We start from the raw sequence: 19,149 nt of genomic DNA, 5'->3' as shown, positions 1-19,149 counted from the left end.
CCCCGCACGCACGGCGTGTCGGGGGTTTTTGCGTCTGGTCATCCAATTGCACTGCGCTGCAGCCTCGTGACCGGTGTGATGAGATTTGCGGTTATGAGCATCAAAGTTGCGCTGGAGCATCGCACCAGCTACACCTTTGACCGGTTGGTGCAGGTGTACCCGCACGTCGTACGGCTTCGCCCGGCGCCGCACTCCCGCACCCCCATCGAGGCCTATTCGCTGCGCGTCGAGCCATCCGACCACTTCATCAACTGGCAGCAGGATGCACTGGGCAATTTCCTGGCTCGGCTGGTGTTTCCGAATCCCGCGCAGAGCCTGACCATCACCGTCGGGCTGATCGCCGACCTCAAGGTGATCAACCCGTTCGATTTCTTCATCGAGGACTGGGCCGAAAGGTGGCCATGGGTCGGGGCGGGCTACCCCAAGGCGCTGGCCGACGATCTCAAGCCGTACCTGAGCCCCGTCGACGAGGACGGCGAAGGGACCGGGCCCGGCGCCCTGGCGCAGGCCTGGGTGCAAAACTTCTCGGTGCCCGACGGCACCCGCACCATCGACTTCCTGGTCGCGCTGAACCGGGCGGTCAACGCGGACGTCGGCTACAGCGTGCGGATGGAACCGGGCGTCCAGACGCCGGATCACACGCTGCGCACCGGCATCGGCTCGTGTCGGGACTCGGCGTGGCTGCTGGTGTCGATCCTGCGCCAGCTGGGGCTGGCCGCCCGGTTCGTGTCCGGCTACCTGGTGCAGCTGGCGTCGGACATCGAGGCGCTGGACGGGCCGTCCGGTCCCGCCGCCGACTTCACCGACCTGCACGCCTGGACCGAGGTGTACGTCCCCGGCGCGGGCTGGATCGGGCTGGACCCGACGTCGGGCCTGTTCGCCGGCGAAGGCCACATTCCGCTGGCGGCCACGCCGCACCCGTCCTCCGCGGCACCGATCACCGGCGGCACCGGGCCGTGCGGGTCAGAGCTGGAGTTTTCCAACACCGTCACCCGCGTCCACGAGGACCCGCGCGTCACCCTGCCCTACACCGACCAGGCCTGGCAGACGATCTGCGAGGTCGGCCAGCGGGTCGACGAGCGCCTGGCCGCCGGCGACGTCCGGCTGACCGTGGGCGGCGAGCCGACGTTCGTCTCGGTGGATAACCAGGTCGACGAGGAGTGGACGACGGCCGCCGACGGCCCGCACAAGCGCGAGCGCGCCGCCGAACTGACCGCGCGGCTGAAATCCGTGTGGGCGCCGCAGGGGCTGGTCCAGCACGCCCAGGGCAAGTGGTATCCGGGAGAGCCGTTGCCGCGCTGGCAGATCGCGCTGTACTGGCGCACCGACGGGCGCCCGCTGTGGACCAACGACGCGCTGCTGGCCTTCCCGTGGGGCCCGGCAGTCGCGCCAGTCGACGCGCAGGCGGCCCAGCGCGTGCTCACCCATGTCGCCGGGGGCCTCGGGCTGCCCGCCACGCAGGTGCGCCCGGCCTACGAGGATCCGCTGGCGCGGCTCGCGACCGCGGTGCGACTGCCCGCCGGGGATCCGGTGCAGCCGGCCGAAGACCTCGGGCCCGATGCCGGGGACGACGCCGCCGACCGCGCCACGCTGCTGCAGCGCCTCGACGAGTCCACCACGACGCCAACGGCTTTCGTGCTGCCGGTGCACCGCCGCGACGACGACCTCGGCTGGGCCAGCGCGAACTGGCGGCTGCGTCGCGGCCGCATCGTGTTGCTCGAGGGCGACTCGCCGGCGGGGCTGCGGCTGCCGCTGAACGCGATCAGCTGGGAGCCGCCGCGGGCATCCTTCGACATCGACCCGGTGAGCATCGACCCCGCCACGCCACTCGAGCCCGGCGCGACGCCGGCCGTGGTGGTGGATGCGGCCGACGCGCCGCCGACCGCGATGGTCGCCGAGGTCCGCGACGGGATGCTCTACATCTTCCTGCCCCCCACCGAGGCGCTGGAACACTTCGTCGACCTCGTCGCGCGCATCGAGGCCGCCGCCGCAACCGCCGACTGTCCGGTGGTGATCGAGGGCTACGGCCCCCCGCCCGACCCGCGGCTGAAGTCCACCACCATCACCCCCGACCCCGGCGTCATCGAGGTCAACGTCGCGCCCACCGCCAGCTTCGCCGAACAGCACCAGCAGCTTGAAGTCCTCTACGAGCAGGCCCGCCTTGCCCGACTGTCCACCGAGTCGTTCGACATCGACGGCACCCACGGCGGCACGGGCGGCGGCAACCACATCACGCTCGGCGGCGTCACGCCCGCCGACTCGCCGCTGCTGCGCCGCCCGGACCTGCTGGTCTCGCTGCTGACCTACTGGCAGCGGCACCCCGCGCTGTCCTATCTGTTCGCCGGGCGGTTCGTCGGCACCACGTCGCAGGCGCCACGGGTCGACGAGGGCCGCGACGAGGCGCTCTACGAGCTCGAGATCGCGTTCGCCGAGATCCTGCGACTGGCGTCCGGCGGGGCGCGGCCGCAGCCGTGGGTGACCGACCGCGCGCTGCGCCACCTGCTCACCGACATCACCGGCAACACCCACCGCGCCGAGTTCTGCATCGACAAGCTCTACAGCCCGGACAGCTCGCGCGGCCGGCTCGGGCTGCTGGAGCTGCGCGGGTTCGAGATGCCGCCACACCTGCGCATGGCGATGGTGCAGTCGCTGCTGGTGCGATCGCTGGTGGCCTGGTTCTGGGACGAGCCGCTGCGCGCCCCGCTGATCCGCCACGGCGCCAACCTGCACGGCCGATACCTGCTGCCGCACTTCTTGATCCACGACATCGCCGACGTCGCGGCCGATCTGCGGGCGCATGGCGTCGCGTTCGAGACCAGCTGGCTGGACCCGTTCACCGAGTTCCGGTTTCCCCGCATCGGCACCGCGGTCTTCGACGGTGTGGAGATCGAGTTGCGCGGGGCGATCGAGCCGTGGAACACCCTGGGCGAGGAGTCCACCGGCACCGGCACCGCCCGCTACGTCGACTCCTCGGTCGAGCGCGTCCAAGTCCGGGTGATCGGCGCCGACCGGCACCGCTACCTGGTGACCTGCAACGGCTTCCCGGTTCCGTTGCTGGCCACCGACAATCCCGATATCCACGTCGGTGGTGTGCGGTTCAAGGCCTGGCAGCCACCCAGCGCGCTGCACCCGACCATCACCACCGACGGCCCGCTGCAGTTCGAGCTGATCGACCTGACCGCCGGCACATCGCGCGGCGGTTGCACGTACCACGTCACCCACCCCGGCGGCCGCGCGTACGACGAGCCGCCGGTGAACGCCGTCGAGGCCGAGTCGCGCCGCGCCCGCCGCTTCGAGGCGACGGGCTTCACCCCCGGCCAGCTGGACCTGGCCGGCATCCGGGAAAAACAGGCGCGCATGCTCACCGACATCGGCGCGCCGGGCATCCTCGACCTGCGACGCGTGCGTACCGTTCAGCAGTAATGGCCTCTCTAGAGATCGCGGTTTCCAGCGCCGACGACCGGTACGACGTCGAGCGGCTGCTGGCCGGCTACCGGACTGCGCGCGCGCAGGAGGCCCTGTTCGACCTCCGCCCGGTCGGGGCGGTTCCGGGGATCGGCTACGACGAATTCGTCGACGCCGACGGCAACGTGCGGCCGCACTGGACCGAGCTGGCCGACACGGTCGCCGAACGCGGCAGAGCCGGGCTGGACCGGCTGCGCTCGGTGGTGCACGGACTGATCGACAGCGACGGCATCACCTACACGGGCGTCTCGGACGTTGCGGCGGAACGTGATGCGACCGACGGCAGTCACGGTTTCGAGCCCGGCCCGTGGATCCTGGACACCTTGCCGCTGGTGGTGTCGGCGGCCGACTGGGAAACGCTCGAGGCCGGGCTGGTACAGCGGTCACGCCTGCTCAACGCGGTGCTCGCCGATCTGTACGGACCGCGCAACCTGCTCACCGAGGGCCTGCTGCCGGCCCAACTGGTGTTCGCGCATCCCGGCTACGTGCGCCCCGCGATCGGGGTCGAGGTGCCGGGGCACCACCAGCTGTTCATGCACGGCTGCGACGTGAGCCGACGGCCGGGCGGCGGTTTCGAGGTCAACGCCGACTGGACGCAGGCGCCGTCGGGCGCCGGCTATGCGCTGGCCGATCGCCGGGTGGTCGCGCACGCGATTCCCGACCTGTACGAGCGGATCGCGCCCCGGCCGACGACGCCGTTCGCTCAGGCGCTGCGGTTGGCGCTGATTGAGGCGGCGCCCGACGACGCCCAGGACCCCGTGGTGGTGGTGCTCAGCCCCGGCATCTACTCCGAGACGGCGTTCGACCAGGCGTATCTGGCGACGCTGCTGGGCTTCCCGCTGGTGGAGAGCGCGGACCTGGTGGTGCGCGACGGCAAGCTGTGGATGCGCTCGCTGGGCACGCTCAAGCGGGTGGACGTCGTGCTGCGCCGCGTCGACGCCGACTACGCGGACCCGTTGGACCTGCGCGCCGATTCCCGGCTGGGGGTGGTCGGCCTGGTCGAGGCGACGCACCGTGGCACGGTCACCGTCGTCAACACGCTGGGCAGCGGCATCCTGGAAAGCCCCGGCCTGCTGCGCTTCCTACCCGAACTCGCCGACCGCCTGCTCGGCGAGGAGCCGCTGCTGCAGACCGCGCCGGTGTACTGGGGCGGCATCGCCGCCGAACGGTCGCACCTGCTGGCGAAGCTCTCGTCGTTGCTGATCAAATCGACCGTCGGCAAGGAAACGCTGGTCGGGCCGACGCTGTCGTCGGCGCAGCTGGCCGAGTTGGCGGCACGCATCGAGAACATGCCGTGGCAGTGGGTGGGCCAGGAACTGCCCGAGTTCTCGTCGGCCCCCACCGACCACGCCGGCGTGCTGTCGTCCGCCAGCGTCGGGATGCGACTGTTCACCATCGCCCAGCGCAGCGGCTACGCGCCGATGATCGGCGGGCTGGGCTATGTGCTTGCCCCCGGACCGGCCGCGTATACGCTGAAAACCGTTGCCGCGAAGGATGTCTGGGTTCGTCCGACGGAACGTGCCCGCGCCGAGGCGGTGGTGTTGCCGTCGGCGGTGACGCCGGTCAAGAGCGGCGCCGGCACCCTGGGTGTGAGCTCGCCGCGCGTGCTGTCCGACCTGTTCTGGATGGGGCGCTACGGCGAGCGCGCGGAGAGCATGGCGCGGTTGCTGATCGTGGCCCGCGAGCGATTCCACGTGTACCGGCACCACCAGGACAGCGAGGAAAGCGAATGCGTGCCAGCGCTGATGACGGCGCTGGGCCAGATCACCGGGACCGACACCGGGACCGCCAACGACCAGGCGGAGCTGGTGGCCGTCGCTCCCTCGATGCTGTGGTCGCTGACGATGGACCCGACGCGGCCGGGGTCGCTGGTCCAGTCGGTGGAGGGTCTGGCACTGGCGGCCCGCGCGGTGCGCGACCAATTGTCCAACGACACCTGGATGGTGCTGGCAAACGTGGAGCGCGCGGTGGTGCAGCGGTCCGATCCCCCGCAGTCGCTGGCGCAGGCCGACGCGCTGCTGGTCTCGGCGCAGACGCAGACGCTGGCCGGGATGCTCACGCTGTCGGGGGTCGCCAGCGAGTCGATGGTGCACGACGTGGGCTGGACGATGATGGACGTCGGCAAGCGCATCGAACGCGGCCTCTGGCTCACCGCGTTGCTGCAGGCGACCCTGACGACGGTCCGCAGCGCGCCGGCCGAGGAGACCGTCACCGAATCCACGCTGGTGGCGTGCGAATCCTCGGTCATCTACCGGCGCCGCAACGTGGGCAAGGTCAGCATCGCCGCCGTGACCGACCTGATGCTGTTCGACGCGCACAACCCGCGCTCGCTGGCCTTCCAGCTGGAGCGACTGCGGGCCAACCTGCGGGAGCTGCCGGGCTCGTCGGGCTCGTCGCGCCCGGAGCGGATCGCCGACGACATCAACACCCGGCTGCGCCGCTCGGATCCCGCCGAGCTGGAAGAGGTCACCGACGGCCGAAGGGTGGAGCTGGCCGAGCTGCTCGACGCGATCCATGCCGCGCTGCGCGACCTCGCCGACGCCATCACGACCACACAGCTGGCGCTGCCCGGCGACATCCAGCCGCTGTGGGGGCCCGACGAGCGCCGGACGATGCCGGCTTGAGGTTTGCGCGAGCCGGCGCGAGCCGCCCTAGCCGGCGCGAGCAGACGCAAAAGCACCCTTTTCGGGCCTGATTTGGGGGCTTTTACGTCTGCTCGGCCGAGGTGGTCTCGTCGATCACGGTGTGCACGAACTGCATCTTGTCGAGCACCGCGGGCGGCAGCACGAACGGATACAGGTCGTCGTGGCCCATCGACCGGTTCACCATGTTCAGCGACCACGACAGCGGCAGCCACATATCGATGATGGTGGGAAAGGCGCTGGGGCCCAACGGCGGCCGGTCGAACGTCGCGGCCGCTGGCGCCAGCCCGCAGGACGCCGAGGTGTCCAGCGTGTCGCGGATGTGCAGGTAGTGCGCGAAGGTCTCGGCCCAGTCCTCGGCGGGGTGCATGGTCGCATACGACGAGACGAACGTCTCCTGCCAGTCCTCAGGCGCGCCCTCGCTGTAGTGGCGGTCCAGCGCGGCCTGATAGTCGGCGTCGGGATCGCCGAACAGCTCGTTGAACCGCTGCAGGTACTCGGGTGAGCGAATCAGCCGGTAGAAGTAGTAGTGCCCGACCTCGTGCCGGAAGTGCCCCAGCAGAGTGCGGTACGGCTCGTCCATCTCGACCCGCAGCTGCTCGCGGTGCACGTCGTCGCCCTCGGCCAGATCCAGTGTGATGACGCCGTTCTCGTGCCCGGTGATCACCTTCTCGTGGGCGCTGGACAGCAGCCGGAAGGCCAGCCCGTAGTCGGGATCCTGATTGCGGCCGATGATCGGCAGCTTCAGCTCGTTCAGCTCGACGACCAGCCGCCGTTTGGCCGCCTCGGCCCGGGCGAACTCCGGCAGACCGACGGTGTCGTTGTCGTTCGGCCGTTCCGACGTCAGGGAGCACGACTCGCACAAGCCGCCGGGGTGGTTGACCGGAACCAGCCAATTGCATTCGGCGAGATAGAGGTTGGCGCACAGCTGGTACTGGCCGGAGTCGACGGCCCCGGCGTGATCGCCCTCGTCGCCCTTGGCGATCACCAAGAGGGCCATTTGCTCCAGCGAGAAACCCAGGTCGCTGCCGCAGGACAGGCAGGCCGAGTTCTCAAAAGCCAGCCGCTGTCCGCAGTTTGGACAATTGAAGTCACGCATTGAGGTCATCGCCTTCGAACGGCACCACGTCGACGGCGACGTCGATCACGCTGTGCTCGGAATTGGTGTAGATGATGCCGCGCAGCGGCGGCACATCCGCGTAGTCGCGGCCTCGGCCGACGACGATGTAACGCTGGTCGACCAGCTGGTCGTTGGTCGGGTCAACCCCCAACCATTCGAACTGGCCGGGCTGCTGGGGAGTCCACACCGAGGCCCAGGCATGGGTCGCGTCAATGCCGATCATCCGATCCTTTCCGGGAGGGGGTTCGGTGGCCAGATACCCAGACACGTAGCAGGCCGCCAGACCGTTGGCGCGCAGGCAAGCGATCGCGAGCCTCGCGAAGTCTTGGCATACCCCCTCGCGGGCCGTCAGAACCTCACTTACGCGGGTGGAAACGGTCGTGGATCCGGACCGGTAGGTGAAGTCACGGAAGATCCGGCTCGCGAGGTCGCGCAACACCTCCACCAACGGGCGGCCGGGCTCGAAGCTGGGGGCCGCGTACTCGCGCACGTCGTCGGTGATCTCCGGCGGATCGAGGTCCAGCGTGAAGTCCGCCGCCAGCGCCCCCTGGACCCCGTCGGGCCGGGCGGCCTCCCACGGCGCCAGCGCGGGCCCGGTGTCGTACAGGCCGCGCGTCTGCGGTCCCACGTCGACGATCGAGTCGCTGGTGATCCTCAGCGCGCGGTGCGGCTCGATGACGTGGAAGTAGGAGCTGATGTTGTCGTAGTTGTCGCGACTGGTGGAGCTGTCGGCGGGGGTCGGTTCGATGGTCAGCCGGTGGGCCACGACGCGCTGGCGCAGCGAATCGCGCGGCGTCAGGAACCCGCGGCCGTACGAGCTGGTCACCACGTCGGAGTAGCGATACTCGGTCCGGTGCGTGACCCGGTAGCGGTGGGTGGCGGGGTCGAGCAGAGCGTCAGACACAACGAGATTCTGACGAATCGCGGCAACTGCGACAAAATGGGCTTCGTGCAACGACACGAAATTCGATCATTGGCCGACCTCGCGGGCGAGGGCACGCGGGTGCTGACCGCGCTGGTTCGCGACCTGCACAGCGGCATCGCGAGCCGGGTCTTCGACTCGATCGGCCCCGCGTCCAAGCCCGTCCAGGTGGTCCACGACGCCACCGCCAAGACCGTGTACACCCTGGTCGACGGCGCGGTCCGCGGGTCGCTCTACGGTGCCGGCGCGCTGGCGGCCGGAACGTTCAGCGACGACGACCACCCGACGGTCGAGTCGGATCCCCGGGTCGCCGCGGCGCTCGCGGCGGTCAACGGCATCTACGGCGACCAGTTGGCCGACCGGCGCAACGGCTTCGCGCTGAGCATGCAGATCCGGCGCAGGAGCCAACCCGTCGCGCTGACACCCCAATCCCTCGCCGAGGCGTTCCCGAAGGCCAGCGGGCGCGTCGTCGTCTTCGTGCACGGCTGGTGCATGACCGAACGATCGTGGTGGCGCGCACCGCGCGACGGGGACCCGACCCGGCCGTACGGCAAGCGGCTGCGCAAAGATCTCGGCTTCACCCCGGTCTATCTGCGTTACAACAGCGGCTTCCACATTTCGCACAACGGCCGTCAGCTCGCCGACCTGCTGGACCGGCTGCAGGCGCTGTGGCCGGTGCCGGTGGAGGAAGTCGCGCTGGTGGGCCACTCGATGGGCGGGCTGGTGGCGCGCAGCGCCTGCCACTACGGGCGCGAGCACGGCCACTCCTGGACCGCCGCGGTGCGCCACGTCGTCTGCCTCGGTTCGCCGCACCTGGGCGCGGAGCTGGAGAAGGGCGTCAACGCCGCGTCCTGGGCGATGGCCAAGCTGCCGGAGACCCGCGGCCTCGCCGCGTTCCTGAACAAGCGCAGCTCCGGCGTGAAGGACCTACGGTTCGGCGCCCTGCTCGACGAGGACTGGGGCGACTGCGATCCCGACGAATTCCTGCAGGACCGCTGTCACGAGGTGCCGTTCCTGCCCGACGCCGTCTACCACTTCGTCGCCACCAGCGCCGCACCGCGCGCGCTCGGCTTCCTGCTCGGCGACAGCCTGGTGCGCCCGAAGAGTGCGTCCGGTCGCGGCCGGTTCCGCAACATTCCCTTCGAGGAGGCGCACGGGCTGACCCTGACCGGGCTGCACCACTTCGACCTGCTCAATCACCCGTCGATCTATCAGAAGCTGCTGGACTGGCTCGGCGCGGCCCAGCGAATACCCGATTAACTCCGGAAACCTGCCATAGCTGTGCCGCCGGGAGCACAATCGAATGGTGGCCACCTGGGACGACGTAGCCCGCATCATCGCCGAACTGCCGCTGACGGCGGAACCGTCGCCGCACGACTGGCGGGTGGGCAAGAAGCTGGTGGCCTGGGAGCGACCGCTGCGCAAATCCGATTACGAGGCGCTCCGCCAACTCGGGACAGAGCCGCCCGACGGCGACATCCTCGGCGTCCGGGTCTCCGACGAGGGCGTCAAGTTCGCGTTGATCGCCGAGGAGCCCGAGGTGTACTTCACCACCCCACACTTCGACGGCTACCCGGCGGTGCTGGTCAACCTGGCCGAGATCCGAGTGATCGAGCTCGAGGAGCTGATCACCGAGGCCTGGCTCACGCAGGCGCCAAAGAAGCTGGTCCAGGAGTTCCTGGCCGAATCGTCCTAGTTCCGCGAGTCCCTCGCGAGTCCCGGCGAGTGTCGGGTTATCGCACGTTCCTGGCCCGGCAGCGTGCCTGAAGTCGACACTCGACGCCCCGTAGCGCGCAGGCGGCGAGCGCGCCCGATGAGCTAAGCGCTCACGGCGCGCAGGTCGATCACCCGCCGCAAGTCGTCGACGCAGGCCTGCACCACGCCCGCGAGCATCACCTCGGCCTTTTCCCGCGCGCCCGCCTGCAGCGCCGACGCGTGCCGCAGCGCGTTGTCGGTGTGCGCGCTGGCCGCCGCCGGATCCGACTCGGCCAGCTCCGTCGCCTCCGTCAGCTCCGCGAGCACGAGGTGCGCGGGCTGCGGCAGCCAATCCGGGTCATGCAGGACCGGCGCGACGGCCCGGGCAAGCTGCATCACCGAACCCGAGAGCAGGGCGATGTAGAGGGCCTGGTGGTCCGCGGCGTAGACGGTCGGTCGCATCCCCCACCGGCGCGGGGCGAACCGCACCACCTGACGCGCGGTGGCGCGGGCCTCGATCAGGTTGCCGAGCTGTTCGTGCACCCGGTCGAGCGCCGACAGTGGCCAGTCGGTCGGCACCTTCTTGCGGCCGGCGGCGCAGTCGGTGGTACGGCGCAGGACGCCGTGCAGCGCGCTGAGCACCCCGACCCGCGCGGCACTGAGCACCGTCAGCGGGTTCGCCGGAAACAGCAGCACGGCGAAAACCATGGCCAGCGCGCCGCCGATCATCGCGTCGTAGATGCGTTCGCCGCCGACACCGCTGCGGTACAGCGCCAGCACCAGGACGGCCGACACGGTGGTCTGATTGACGAACATCATGCCCTGGCCGATGAAACCGCGCCCGATCAGCACCGCGACGCACAGCGCGAGCAGCGCGGTGACCCCGATCGGAATGGGGCCGGTCCCCAGGAACCCCTGCACGGCGGTGCCGATCCCGATCCCCAGGGTCACGCCGACCATCATCTGGATGGCGCGCTGCGCCCGCAGCACGTTGCTCGCCGACAGGCAGACCGCGGCGGCGATCGGCGCGAAGAACGGCTGCGGGTGATGCAGCAGATCGTGGGTGATGTACCAGGCCAGTCCCGCGGCCGTCGCGGTCTGCAGGATCGTCCACCACACGTCGCGGACCCGTTTCAGGCCGCCCAGTAGCAGCCGCGAAGTGCTCACCACGCCTGCTTACCGCACGGCCGCACCCCGCGCCTCCCCGAGTGTCGACTTATGTCACGCCTGCGCCCGACAACCGTGCACCAACCCGACACGCGCCGGCGCCGGACCTAGGCGCCGGAGCTAGACGCTTTTCAGCTCGAACAGCGGAATCACCCGCGACGTCTTCGCCTGGTAGTCGGAGAACCCCGGAGCCGCGGCGGCGACCTTCGCGAAGATCTCGTCGCGCTCCTGCGACGGCAGCTCGCGCGCGGTCACGTCGAACGAGTCGGTGCCGACCTCGATGTGCGCGCCCGGGTTGGCCCGCAGGTTGTGCACCCAGGCGGGGTTGACGTCGGAACCCGCGAACGAGCCGATGATGATCAGCTTGCCGTCGACGCGGAAGTACGCCAGCGGCGACACCCGCGGTTGGCCGGACTTGGCGCCCGTCGTGGTGAGCAACAGCAGGTCGGCGCCCTCGAACTGGCCGCCGACCTTGCCGTCGTGAGCACGGAACTCGTCGATGATGTCCTTGTTGAATGTCTTGGCCATCTCGGCCAGTGCGCGCGTATCGGTCATGCCCCGTCAACTTGTTTGGGCTTGGCGTCTATTCCGGATTCCCGACGCTGCTGGGCGGTGATGGGCGCCGGCGCGTCGGTCAGCGGGTCGACGCCGCCGCCGGTCTTGGGGAACGCGATCACCTCGCGGATCGAGTCCACGCCCGACAGCAGCGCGTTGATCCGGTCCCAACCGAACGCGATGCCGCCGTGCGGCGGCGCGCCGAACGTGAACGCCTCCAACAGGAAGCCGAACTTCTCCTGCGCCTCGGCCTGGTCCAGCCCCATCACCGCGAACACCCGCTCTTGGACGTCGCGGCGATGGATACGGATCGAGCCGCCGCCGATCTCGTTGCCGTTGCAGACGATGTCGTACGCATCGGCCAGCACGCCCCCCGGATCGGTATCCAAGGCGTCGGCGAATTCGGGCTTGGGCGAGGTGAAGGCGTGGTGCACCGCCGTCCACGCCCCCGAGCCCACCGCGACGTCGCCGGAGGCGGTGGCGTCCTCCGCGGGCTCGAACAGCGGCGGGTCGACCACCCAGACGAACGCCCAGGCATGCGGGTCGATCAGGCCCAGCCGGCCGGCGATCTCGCCGCGGGCGGCGCCCAGCAACGCCCGCGACGGCTTCGGCGGGCCCGCGGAAAAGAAGATGCAGTCGCCGGGCGCGGCTCCGACGTGGCCGGCCAGGCCGTCGCGTTCCGCGTCGGTCAGGTTCTTGGCCACCGGACCGCTCAGCGTCCCGTCATCGCCGACCAGCACATAGGCCAGACCGCGGTGCCCGCGCTGCTTGGCCCACTCCTGCCAGCCGTCCAGCGTGCGCCGGGGCTGCGAAGCCCCACCCGGCATGACGACGGCGCCGACGTAGGGCGCCTGGAAGACGCGGAATGTGGTGTCTTTGAAGAACTCCGTGCACTCGACGAGTTCGAGCGCGAACCGCATGTCGGGCTTGTCCGAGCCGAACCGTCGCATGGCCTCGGCGTAGCTGATCCGCGGAATCGGCGTCGGAACCTGGTAGCCGATCAGCGCCCACAGCGCGGTCAGGATCTCCTCGGAGATCGTGATGATGTCCTCGGCGTCGACGAAGCTCATCTCCATGTCGAGCTGGGTGAACTCGGGCTGCCGGTCGGCGCGGAAATCCTCGTCGCGGTAACACCTGGCGATCTGGTAGTAGCGTTCGAGTCCGCCGACCATGAGCAGCTGCTTGAACAGCTGAGGGCTCTGCGGCAGCGCGTAGAACGTGCCCGGCCGCAGCCGGGCCGGCACCAGAAAGTCGCGGGCCCCTTCGGGGGTCGAGCGGGTGATGGTCGGCGTCTCGACCTCGACGAAGTCGTGGCGCGCCAGCACCTCCCGCGCGGCGGCATTCACCTTGGAGCGCAGCCGGATTGCCGTCGCCGGTCCCTCGCGGCGCAGGTCGAGGTAGCGGTACTTCAGGCGCAGCTCCTCCCCCGCCGGCTCGTCCAGCTGGAACGGCAGCGGGGCGCTCTCGCCGAGCACCGTCAGCGACGAGGCGTTGACCTCGATCTCGCCGGTCGGGATCTCGGTGTTGGCGTTGCCCTCCGGCCGAACCTCGACGACGCCGGACACCGCGACGCAGAACTCGGCGCGCAGCCGGTGCGCCTGCGCCAACACGTCCGGGGCGCGGAACACCACCTGGGCCACGCCGGACGCGTCCCGCAGGTCGATGAAGATGACGCCGCCGTGGTCGCGGCGGTGCGCCACCCAGCCGGCCAACGTCACCTGCTGCCCGGCGTCGGAAATCCGTAGCGAACCAGCGGCGTGGCTGCGCAGCACAAACACTCCTTCGAGGTGGGACGGGATGACTGCTCAGTCTAAACATCGGTCGCCGGGGGTAATTTCAGTGTCATCGCAACCAACATCGCACTCGTCGGCCCGGGCGCCGTCGGCACGACGGTCGCCGCGCTACTGCACCGGGCGGGGCATTCCGTGCTGGTCTGCGGCCACACCCCGCGCGAAAGCATCGAACTACGGCCCGACGGCGGCGAGCACATCGTGGTGCCCGGCCCGGTGCTTACCGATCCCGCCGAGGTGAGCGGCTCGGTCGACGTGGTGGTGCTGGCCGTCAAGGCCACCCAGATCGACGACGCCGCCGGCTGGCTGCGCCCCTTGTGCGACGAGCACACGATCGTCGCCGTGCTGCAGAACGGCGTCGAGCAGGTGGAGCAGGTCGCGCCGCACTGCCCGTCGTCGCCGGTGGTGCCCGGGATCGTCTGGTATTCGGCCGAGACGCAGCCCGAGGGGTGGGTGCGGCTGCGCGGCGAGGCCCGGCTGGTGCTGCCCAGCGGGCCGATGGCCGACGAGCTCGCCGAGTTGTTCCGCGGAGCCGGCTGCCACGCCGACTGCGACCCCGACTTCCTGACTGCGGCGTGGCGCAAGCTGCTGGTCAATGCGCTCGCCGGCTTCATGGTGCTGTCCGGGCGGCGCTCGGGCATGTTCCGCCGCGACGACGTGGCCGCGCTCTCGCGCCGCTACGTCGCCGAATGCCTGACCGTGGCGCGGGCCGAGGGCGCCCGACTGCCCGACGGCGTCGTCGACGAACTGGTCGGCATGTTCGGTCAGGCGCCCGAAGACATGGGCACCTCGATGCTGGCCGACCGGGAGAACCATCGCCGGTTGGAATGGGACATCCGCAACGGGGTGATCATCCGCAAGGCGCGCACCCACGGCCTGCCCACGCCGATCAGCGACATCCTCGTGCCACTGCTGGCGGCTGCCAGCGACGGCCCCGGCTAGGTTGTGAGCATGTTCGCCTGCGAGCGCGTCGACCTGAATTTCATCGAGAGCGCGCCCTACCGTCTCCGCAACAGTGTCGAGTTGGCCATCACTCCCGAGCAGCTGTTCGAGGTGCTGGCCGACGCGGAATCCTGGCCCCGCTGGGCCAGCGTGATCACCAAGGTGACGTGGACCAGCGCCGAGCCACGCGCTGTCGGCACCACCCGCACCGTCGAGATGCGCGGCGGAATCGTCGGCGACGAGGAATTCATCGCCTGGGAGCCCTTCACCCACATGGCATTTCGGTTCAACGAATGCTCCACCCGGATGGTCGCGGCGTTCGCCGAGGACTACCGGGTGCAGGCCACCCCTGGCGGCTGCCGGCTGACCTGGACCATGGCCCTGCAACCCGCCGGAGCGGCCCGACTTGCGATGTTCGTGACCGCGCCGCTGCTGAACCTGAGCCTGCGCCGGTTCCTGACGAATCTGCGCCGCTATAGCGACGCACGGTTCAGCACTGCCCAACCGCGTTAGGCTGATTCGACCACGACACTCCGGGGAGCCGCGATGACCTTCAACGAGGGTATGCAGATCGACACCAGCACGGCGTCGTCCTCCGGCGGGGGCGGTGGCGGTGGGATGCTCGCCATCGGCGGCGGCCTCGGCGGGCTGGTGATCGTGCTGTTGGCGATGTTCCTGGGCGTCGATCCCGGCAACGTGCTGCCCCAGCAGGGGATGAACGGCAGCGACGTGTCCGCGCCCGGGTTCGACCTGAACCAGTGCAAGACCGGCGCCGACGCCAACAAATACGTGCAGTGCCGCGTGGTGGCCACCGGGAACTCGGTGGACGCGGTGTGGAAACAGCAGATGCCCAGGCTTGGTCGCAACTACACCCGCCCGCATGTGCGGCTGTTCAGTGGTCAAGTGCAAACCGCATGCGGCATGGCCACCAGCGAGGTCGGGCCCTTCTACTGCCCCGGTGACAAGACGGCGTACTTCGACACCGACTTCTTCCAGGTCCTGGTCGACCGATTCGGTTCCAGCGGTGGGCCGTTCGCGCAGGAGTACGTTGTGGCGCACGAATACGGCCACCACGTGCAGAACCTGCTCGGCGTGCTCGGCCGCGCGCAGCAGGGCGCGCAAGGAGCCGGCGGCAATGGCGTGCGCACGGAGTTGCAGGCCGACTGCTACGCCGGCATCTGGGCGCACTACGCGTCGACGGTCAAGCAGGAGGGCACCGGCGTCACTTACCTGAATCCGTTGACTGACAAGGACATCGAGCAGGCCCTATCGGCTGCGGCGGCGGTGGGTGACGACCGGATCCAGCAGAGATCGACCGGACGAGTCAACCCGGAGTCCTGGAGCCACGGCTCGTCGGAGCAGCGGCAGCACTGGTTCACCGTCGGCTATCAGACCGGTGACCCCAAGCAGTGCGACACCTTCGCCACGGACAACCTCGGTTGAGCCGGGGCTAGTGAGGCGTTAGCAAGTCCTGCAATTCGCCGCGTCCCTGCGCATCGAGCGGCAGCAACGGCGGCCGCGGATCACCGACCGGGAAGCCGAGCAGATCCAGGCCGGCCTTGACCGTGGTCGCCAGCCCGCCCGCGACGATGAACTCCAGCAGCGGCTTCAGGTCGTCATAGATGAGCTGCGCCTTGTCCTGCTCGCCCGCCCGGACCGCGTCGTACAGGTCGAGACAGGGCTGGGGCCGCAGGTTTGGTGCGGCCGTGCACCAGCCCGAGGCGCCGGCGCGCAGCGCGTCGAGCACCAGCGGGTTGCTGCCGTTGTAGAACGGCAGCCTGCCGCCGGAGAGTTCGGCGATGCGGCGCATCCGGGACAGGTCGCCGGTGGATTCCTTGACCATGGCGACGTTGTCGATGCTGTCGAACATCTCGACCAGCAGCTCCGGGTGCATGTCGACGCCGCTGGTGGCCGGGTTGTTGTAGGCCACGATGGGGATGCCGATCGCGTCGCCGACGCTGCGGTAATGCTGGGCGATCTCGCGCTCGCTGAGCTTCCAGTACGACACGGGCAGCACCATCACCGCGTCGGCGCCGGCCTGCTCGGCATACCGCGCCCGGCGCACCGTCTTGGCGGTGGTCACGTCCGACACCCCGACCAGGACCGGCAGCCGCCCGTCCACCGTGGCGATGGTGGTGTCGACGACCGCGTCGAACTCGGGCTCTTCAAGGTAGGCCAGTTCCCCGGTGCTGCCGAGCGGGGCGATGGCGTGGACTCCCGAGTCGACGAGCCGCTCGACGAGCTCGGCCAGCCGCTTGGTGTCGATGGAGTCGTCACTGGTGAACGGGGTCACCGGGTAGGCCAGTATGCCGCGAAACATGGTGCGCTCCTTGTCAGCTGGTGAGGGCGTCGGGGTGGCGGACCTGGGCCCGGCGGGCGTAGTAGGCGAAGTTGGCCCGGCTGCGCGCCGGGGTCAGCGTCCAGTCGTGCGCTTCTCGGGCCAGCTCCACCGGCAATTCCTTGATGGTGCCGGCGGCCATGGCCGCGAGCTGCAGTTTCGCGGCGCGCTCGATCAAGATCGCCAGCGAGCAGGCCTCCTCCACGCTGGCGCCGGCCACCACCTGGCCGTGATGCGCCAGCAGCGCCGCCTTCTTGTCGCCGAGCGCCGCGCTGATGATCTCCCCCTCCTCGTTGCCGACGGGCACGCCCGGCCATTTCGCGAGGAACGCGCAGTCGTCGTAGAGCGGCGTGGTGTCCATGTGTGAGACCACCAGCGGAACTTCCAGCATCGACAGCGCCGCGACGTGGAAGGGATGGGTGTGCACGATGCACTGCACGTCGGGCCGGGCCCGGTAGATCCAACTATGAAACCGGTTGGCGGGGTTGGGCGTTCCGGTCCCGTCGAGAACATTGAGGTCCTCGTCGACCAGCAGCAGGTTGGCGTCGGTGATCTCGTCGAAACCGAGGCCCAGCCGCTGGGTGTAGTAGGTGCCGTCGGCCTCGGCGCGGGCGGTGATCTGCCCCGCCAGCCCGGAGTCGTGCCCGCCGTCGAACAGCGCCCGGCACGTCAGCGCCACCTTCTGCCGAGTGGTCAACGGCGACTCGACCTGTTCGGCTTCCAGCCGTTCCTGGGACCTACGCATCAGTTCGGACTTGGGGTCGGCGAATGTGCTGGCCATGTGACACAATGTAGCAGTTAGGACACTTTGTGTCATCGGTCGTTCGGGAGGGCTTCGTGACAGCACTGCTGCGCGCCGTCCGCAAACAGCGCGGACTGACGCTGGAGGCGCTCGCCGGGCAGACCGGGCTGACCAAGAGCTACCTGTCCAAGATCGAGCGCGGGCAGAGCACACCGTCGATCGCCGTGGCGCTGAAGGTCGCGCGGGTGCTGGACGTCGATGTCGGGCGGCTGTTTTCCGACGACGCGGCCGACGAGAAGATCGCCGTCGACCGCGCCACGGATTCCGCACCGGGCCGATACCAGGCGCTCGCGTCCGCGCTGCTCGGAAAGTCCATGTCGCCGTTCGTCGTTCGGCCTTCGGCCCGCCCGTCCACCGACCCGCCCGCCGAGCACGCCGGTCAAGAGTTCGTGTTCGTGCATGCGGGCACCGTCGAGCTTGCATACGGCGATCAGACGGTCACGCTCGCCGCAGGTGACAGCGCCTACTTCGACGCGTCACTCCCCCACAAGATTCGCCGGGTCGGAAACCGGCGCGCCGAAGTGGTAGTGGTGGCCTGCCGCTGACCGCAGCGCGGGCGCGCGCTTAGCTGTTTCCGCCGTTATCGTGGACCGATGCCGGTCGACAGCGCGACGCCCGTCCTGGTCCGGTCCGATTCGATCTTGCTGGCCCTATCGGCGGCCTTGGCACTGTGTTCGGGGCTTGCCCATTTCGGCGGCTGGAACTCGGTACTCACGTTCGTCCTCGCAGCCGCGGCGGTCGCCGTTCTCGCCGCACTCGTCGGCCGCTGCGTAGAGCAGCTCGGTGACCGCTTCGGCGCCGGGGCAACCGGTGTGCTCCAGTCGGCGCTCGGCAACCTCCCTGAGCTTTTCATCTGCGTGTTCAGTCTCCGGCTCGGCATGGTCGACGTGGTCCGCGCCGCGCTGGTCGGGTCCATCCTGGCCAACGTTCTGCTCGTGCTCGGGCTGGCGTTCGTGGTCGGCGGACTGCGCCACGGCACCCAGCGCCTCGGCTCGGAACGTGTACGCACCATCACAGTGCTGATGCTGCTGTCGGTCACGGCGATGGCGATCCCGTCGGTCGCTTACTGGATCCACACCCCGGCCTCCAAACACGAAGACGCCCTCTCGATCGTCGTTTCGGTGCTGCTGCTCGGGTTGTTCGCCCTGTCGCTGCCGGCCTCGTTGCGCCGCGAGCCAGCCGAAGCCCAACCCACCGAACCGGAGCCATCGCACGCACCGCCGCGCTGGCCGGTCTGGCTCGCGGTTGGGCTGCTGGCCGTCGCCGGCGTGCTCGCGGCCTTCGTCTCGGAGTGGTTCGTCGATGGGCTGCAGCCAGCCATGCACGCGCTGCACATCTCTCCGACATTCGCGGGCCTGGTCGTGGTCGCGATCGCCGGCAACGCCGTGGAGAATTTCGTTGGCATCCAGCTTGCCGCTGCCGGACAGTCGGCGTACGCCTTCTCGGTGGTGCTCAACTCCCCGCTGCAGATCTCGCTCGTGCTGGCGCCGCTCTTGGTACTCATCTCGCAAGCCGCCGGCCTGACCACGCTCACGCTGGTCTTCAGCCCGATGCTGGTGGTGACCCTGCTGGTCGCCGTCGTACTCGCCGCATTCATCTCGTTCGACGGCGAATCGACGTGGCTGGAAGGCGCCACGCTCATCGTGCTCTACGGGATCATCGCAGCGTCGTTTTGGTGGGGCTGATCCCCCGGACGCCAGGGCCTTACCGG

The 19,149-nt window shown here is 69.5% G+C and carries 16 protein-coding genes; 9 read left to right on the top strand and 7 right to left on the bottom strand.

The window, feature by feature from the left end; all coding sequences use genetic code 11:
- The first annotated feature begins 93 nt into the window (after positions 1-93).
- Together AC5Y5V_RS07995 and AC5Y5V_RS07990 are read left to right on the top strand one after the other, a co-directional pair.
- Positions 94-3,423 (top strand): transglutaminase family protein, encoded by a 3,330-nt coding sequence (locus AC5Y5V_RS07995; protein WP_499932575.1) that lies wholly within the window; start codon positions 94-96, stop codon positions 3,421-3,423.
- The gene (locus AC5Y5V_RS07990) at positions 3,423-6,089 is read left to right on the top strand and encodes a circularly permuted type 2 ATP-grasp protein (protein ID WP_499932573.1); all 2,667 of its coding nucleotides are present in this window, start codon (positions 3,423-3,425) and stop codon (positions 6,087-6,089) included. Before AC5Y5V_RS07995 ends, AC5Y5V_RS07990 begins: the two co-directional genes overlap by 1 nt.
- Positions 6,090-6,171: 82 nt before the next feature.
- On the opposite strand, the gene AC5Y5V_RS07985 is transcribed toward AC5Y5V_RS07990, so the two are convergent.
- Together AC5Y5V_RS07985 and AC5Y5V_RS07980 are read right to left on the bottom strand one after the other, a co-directional pair.
- On the bottom strand, positions 6,172-7,206 hold the full coding sequence (locus AC5Y5V_RS07985; protein WP_499932571.1) for a zinc-binding metallopeptidase family protein: 1,035 nt from the start codon (positions 7,204-7,206) through the stop codon (positions 6,172-6,174).
- On the bottom strand, positions 7,199-8,131 hold the full coding sequence (locus tag AC5Y5V_RS07980) for a transglutaminase family protein (RefSeq protein WP_499932569.1): 933 nt from the start codon (positions 8,129-8,131) through the stop codon (positions 7,199-7,201). Before AC5Y5V_RS07980 ends, AC5Y5V_RS07985 begins: the two co-directional genes overlap by 8 nt.
- A gap of 45 nt (positions 8,132-8,176) precedes the next feature.
- Between AC5Y5V_RS07980 and AC5Y5V_RS07975 the strand changes: the two genes are divergently transcribed.
- Positions 8,177-9,409: an esterase/lipase family protein gene (locus tag AC5Y5V_RS07975; RefSeq protein WP_499932567.1), complete on the top strand. Its 1,233-nt coding sequence runs from the start codon at positions 8,177-8,179 to the stop codon at positions 9,407-9,409.
- Between the two features lie 46 nt (positions 9,410-9,455).
- Entirely contained in the window at positions 9,456-9,845 is a 390-nt protein-coding gene (locus tag AC5Y5V_RS07970) for an MmcQ/YjbR family DNA-binding protein (RefSeq protein WP_499932565.1), read from the top strand.
- 122 nt (positions 9,846-9,967) lie between these two features.
- Here the strand turns inward: AC5Y5V_RS07970 and AC5Y5V_RS07965 are convergent, their stop codons facing one another.
- The 3 genes from AC5Y5V_RS07965 to aspS form a co-directional block, all read right to left on the bottom strand.
- Positions 9,968-11,011 (bottom strand): FUSC family protein, encoded by a 1,044-nt coding sequence (locus AC5Y5V_RS07965; RefSeq protein ID WP_499932563.1) that lies wholly within the window; start codon positions 11,009-11,011, stop codon positions 9,968-9,970.
- A 120-nt stretch (positions 11,012-11,131) separates the two neighbouring features.
- Positions 11,132-11,566: a nitroreductase family deazaflavin-dependent oxidoreductase gene (locus tag AC5Y5V_RS07960; RefSeq protein WP_499932561.1), complete on the bottom strand. Its 435-nt coding sequence runs from the start codon at positions 11,564-11,566 to the stop codon at positions 11,132-11,134.
- Positions 11,563-13,344 carry an aspartate--tRNA ligase gene (aspS, locus tag AC5Y5V_RS07955; protein WP_499932559.1) on the bottom strand — a complete coding sequence of 594 codons (1,782 nt, stop codon included), beginning with the start codon at positions 13,342-13,344 and terminating at the stop codon, positions 11,563-11,565. Before aspS ends, AC5Y5V_RS07960 begins: the two co-directional genes overlap by 4 nt.
- Positions 13,345-13,410: 66 nt before the next feature.
- Here aspS and AC5Y5V_RS07950 point away from each other — a divergent pair, with 66 nt between their 5' ends.
- From AC5Y5V_RS07950 to ypfJ, 3 genes are read left to right on the top strand one after another with little or no spacing between them, the layout of a single operon-like run.
- Positions 13,411-14,298, top strand: coding sequence for an oxidoreductase (locus AC5Y5V_RS07950; protein ID WP_499932943.1), 888 nt, complete (start codon positions 13,411-13,413; stop codon positions 14,296-14,298).
- Positions 14,299-14,307: 9 nt separating this feature from the next.
- Positions 14,308-14,811: an SRPBCC family protein gene (locus tag AC5Y5V_RS07945; protein ID WP_499932557.1), complete on the top strand. Its 504-nt coding sequence runs from the start codon at positions 14,308-14,310 to the stop codon at positions 14,809-14,811.
- A 33-nt stretch (positions 14,812-14,844) separates the two neighbouring features.
- Positions 14,845-15,741 carry a KPN_02809 family neutral zinc metallopeptidase gene (gene ypfJ, locus AC5Y5V_RS07940; protein ID WP_499932552.1) on the top strand — a complete coding sequence of 299 codons (897 nt, stop codon included), beginning with the start codon at positions 14,845-14,847 and terminating at the stop codon, positions 15,739-15,741.
- A gap of 7 nt (positions 15,742-15,748) precedes the next feature.
- Here the strand turns inward: ypfJ and AC5Y5V_RS07935 are convergent, their stop codons facing one another.
- Positions 15,749-16,618: a dihydrodipicolinate synthase family protein gene (locus AC5Y5V_RS07935; RefSeq protein ID WP_499932548.1), complete on the bottom strand. Its 870-nt coding sequence runs from the start codon at positions 16,616-16,618 to the stop codon at positions 15,749-15,751.
- 13 nt (positions 16,619-16,631) lie between these two features.
- On the bottom strand, positions 16,632-17,417 hold the full coding sequence (locus AC5Y5V_RS07930; RefSeq protein WP_499932546.1) for an aldolase: 786 nt from the start codon (positions 17,415-17,417) through the stop codon (positions 16,632-16,634).
- 56 nt (positions 17,418-17,473) lie between these two features.
- Here AC5Y5V_RS07930 and AC5Y5V_RS07925 point away from each other — a divergent pair, with 56 nt between their 5' ends.
- Both AC5Y5V_RS07925 and cax read left to right on the top strand, forming a co-directional pair.
- Entirely contained in the window at positions 17,474-17,983 is a 510-nt protein-coding gene (locus tag AC5Y5V_RS07925; protein WP_499932543.1) for a helix-turn-helix domain-containing protein, read from the top strand.
- A 48-nt stretch (positions 17,984-18,031) separates the two neighbouring features.
- A complete protein-coding gene (cax, locus tag AC5Y5V_RS07920) occupies positions 18,032-19,123 on the top strand; it encodes a calcium/proton exchanger (protein ID WP_499932538.1) in 1,092 nt (363 codons plus the stop codon).
- The last annotated feature ends 26 nt before the right edge of the window (positions 19,124-19,149 follow it).

Source organism: Mycobacterium sp. NGS68, from assembly GCF_059812195.1.
The sequence above is the reverse complement of the archived record's forward strand: the minus strand, read 5'-3'. Positions and strand labels throughout refer to the sequence as shown.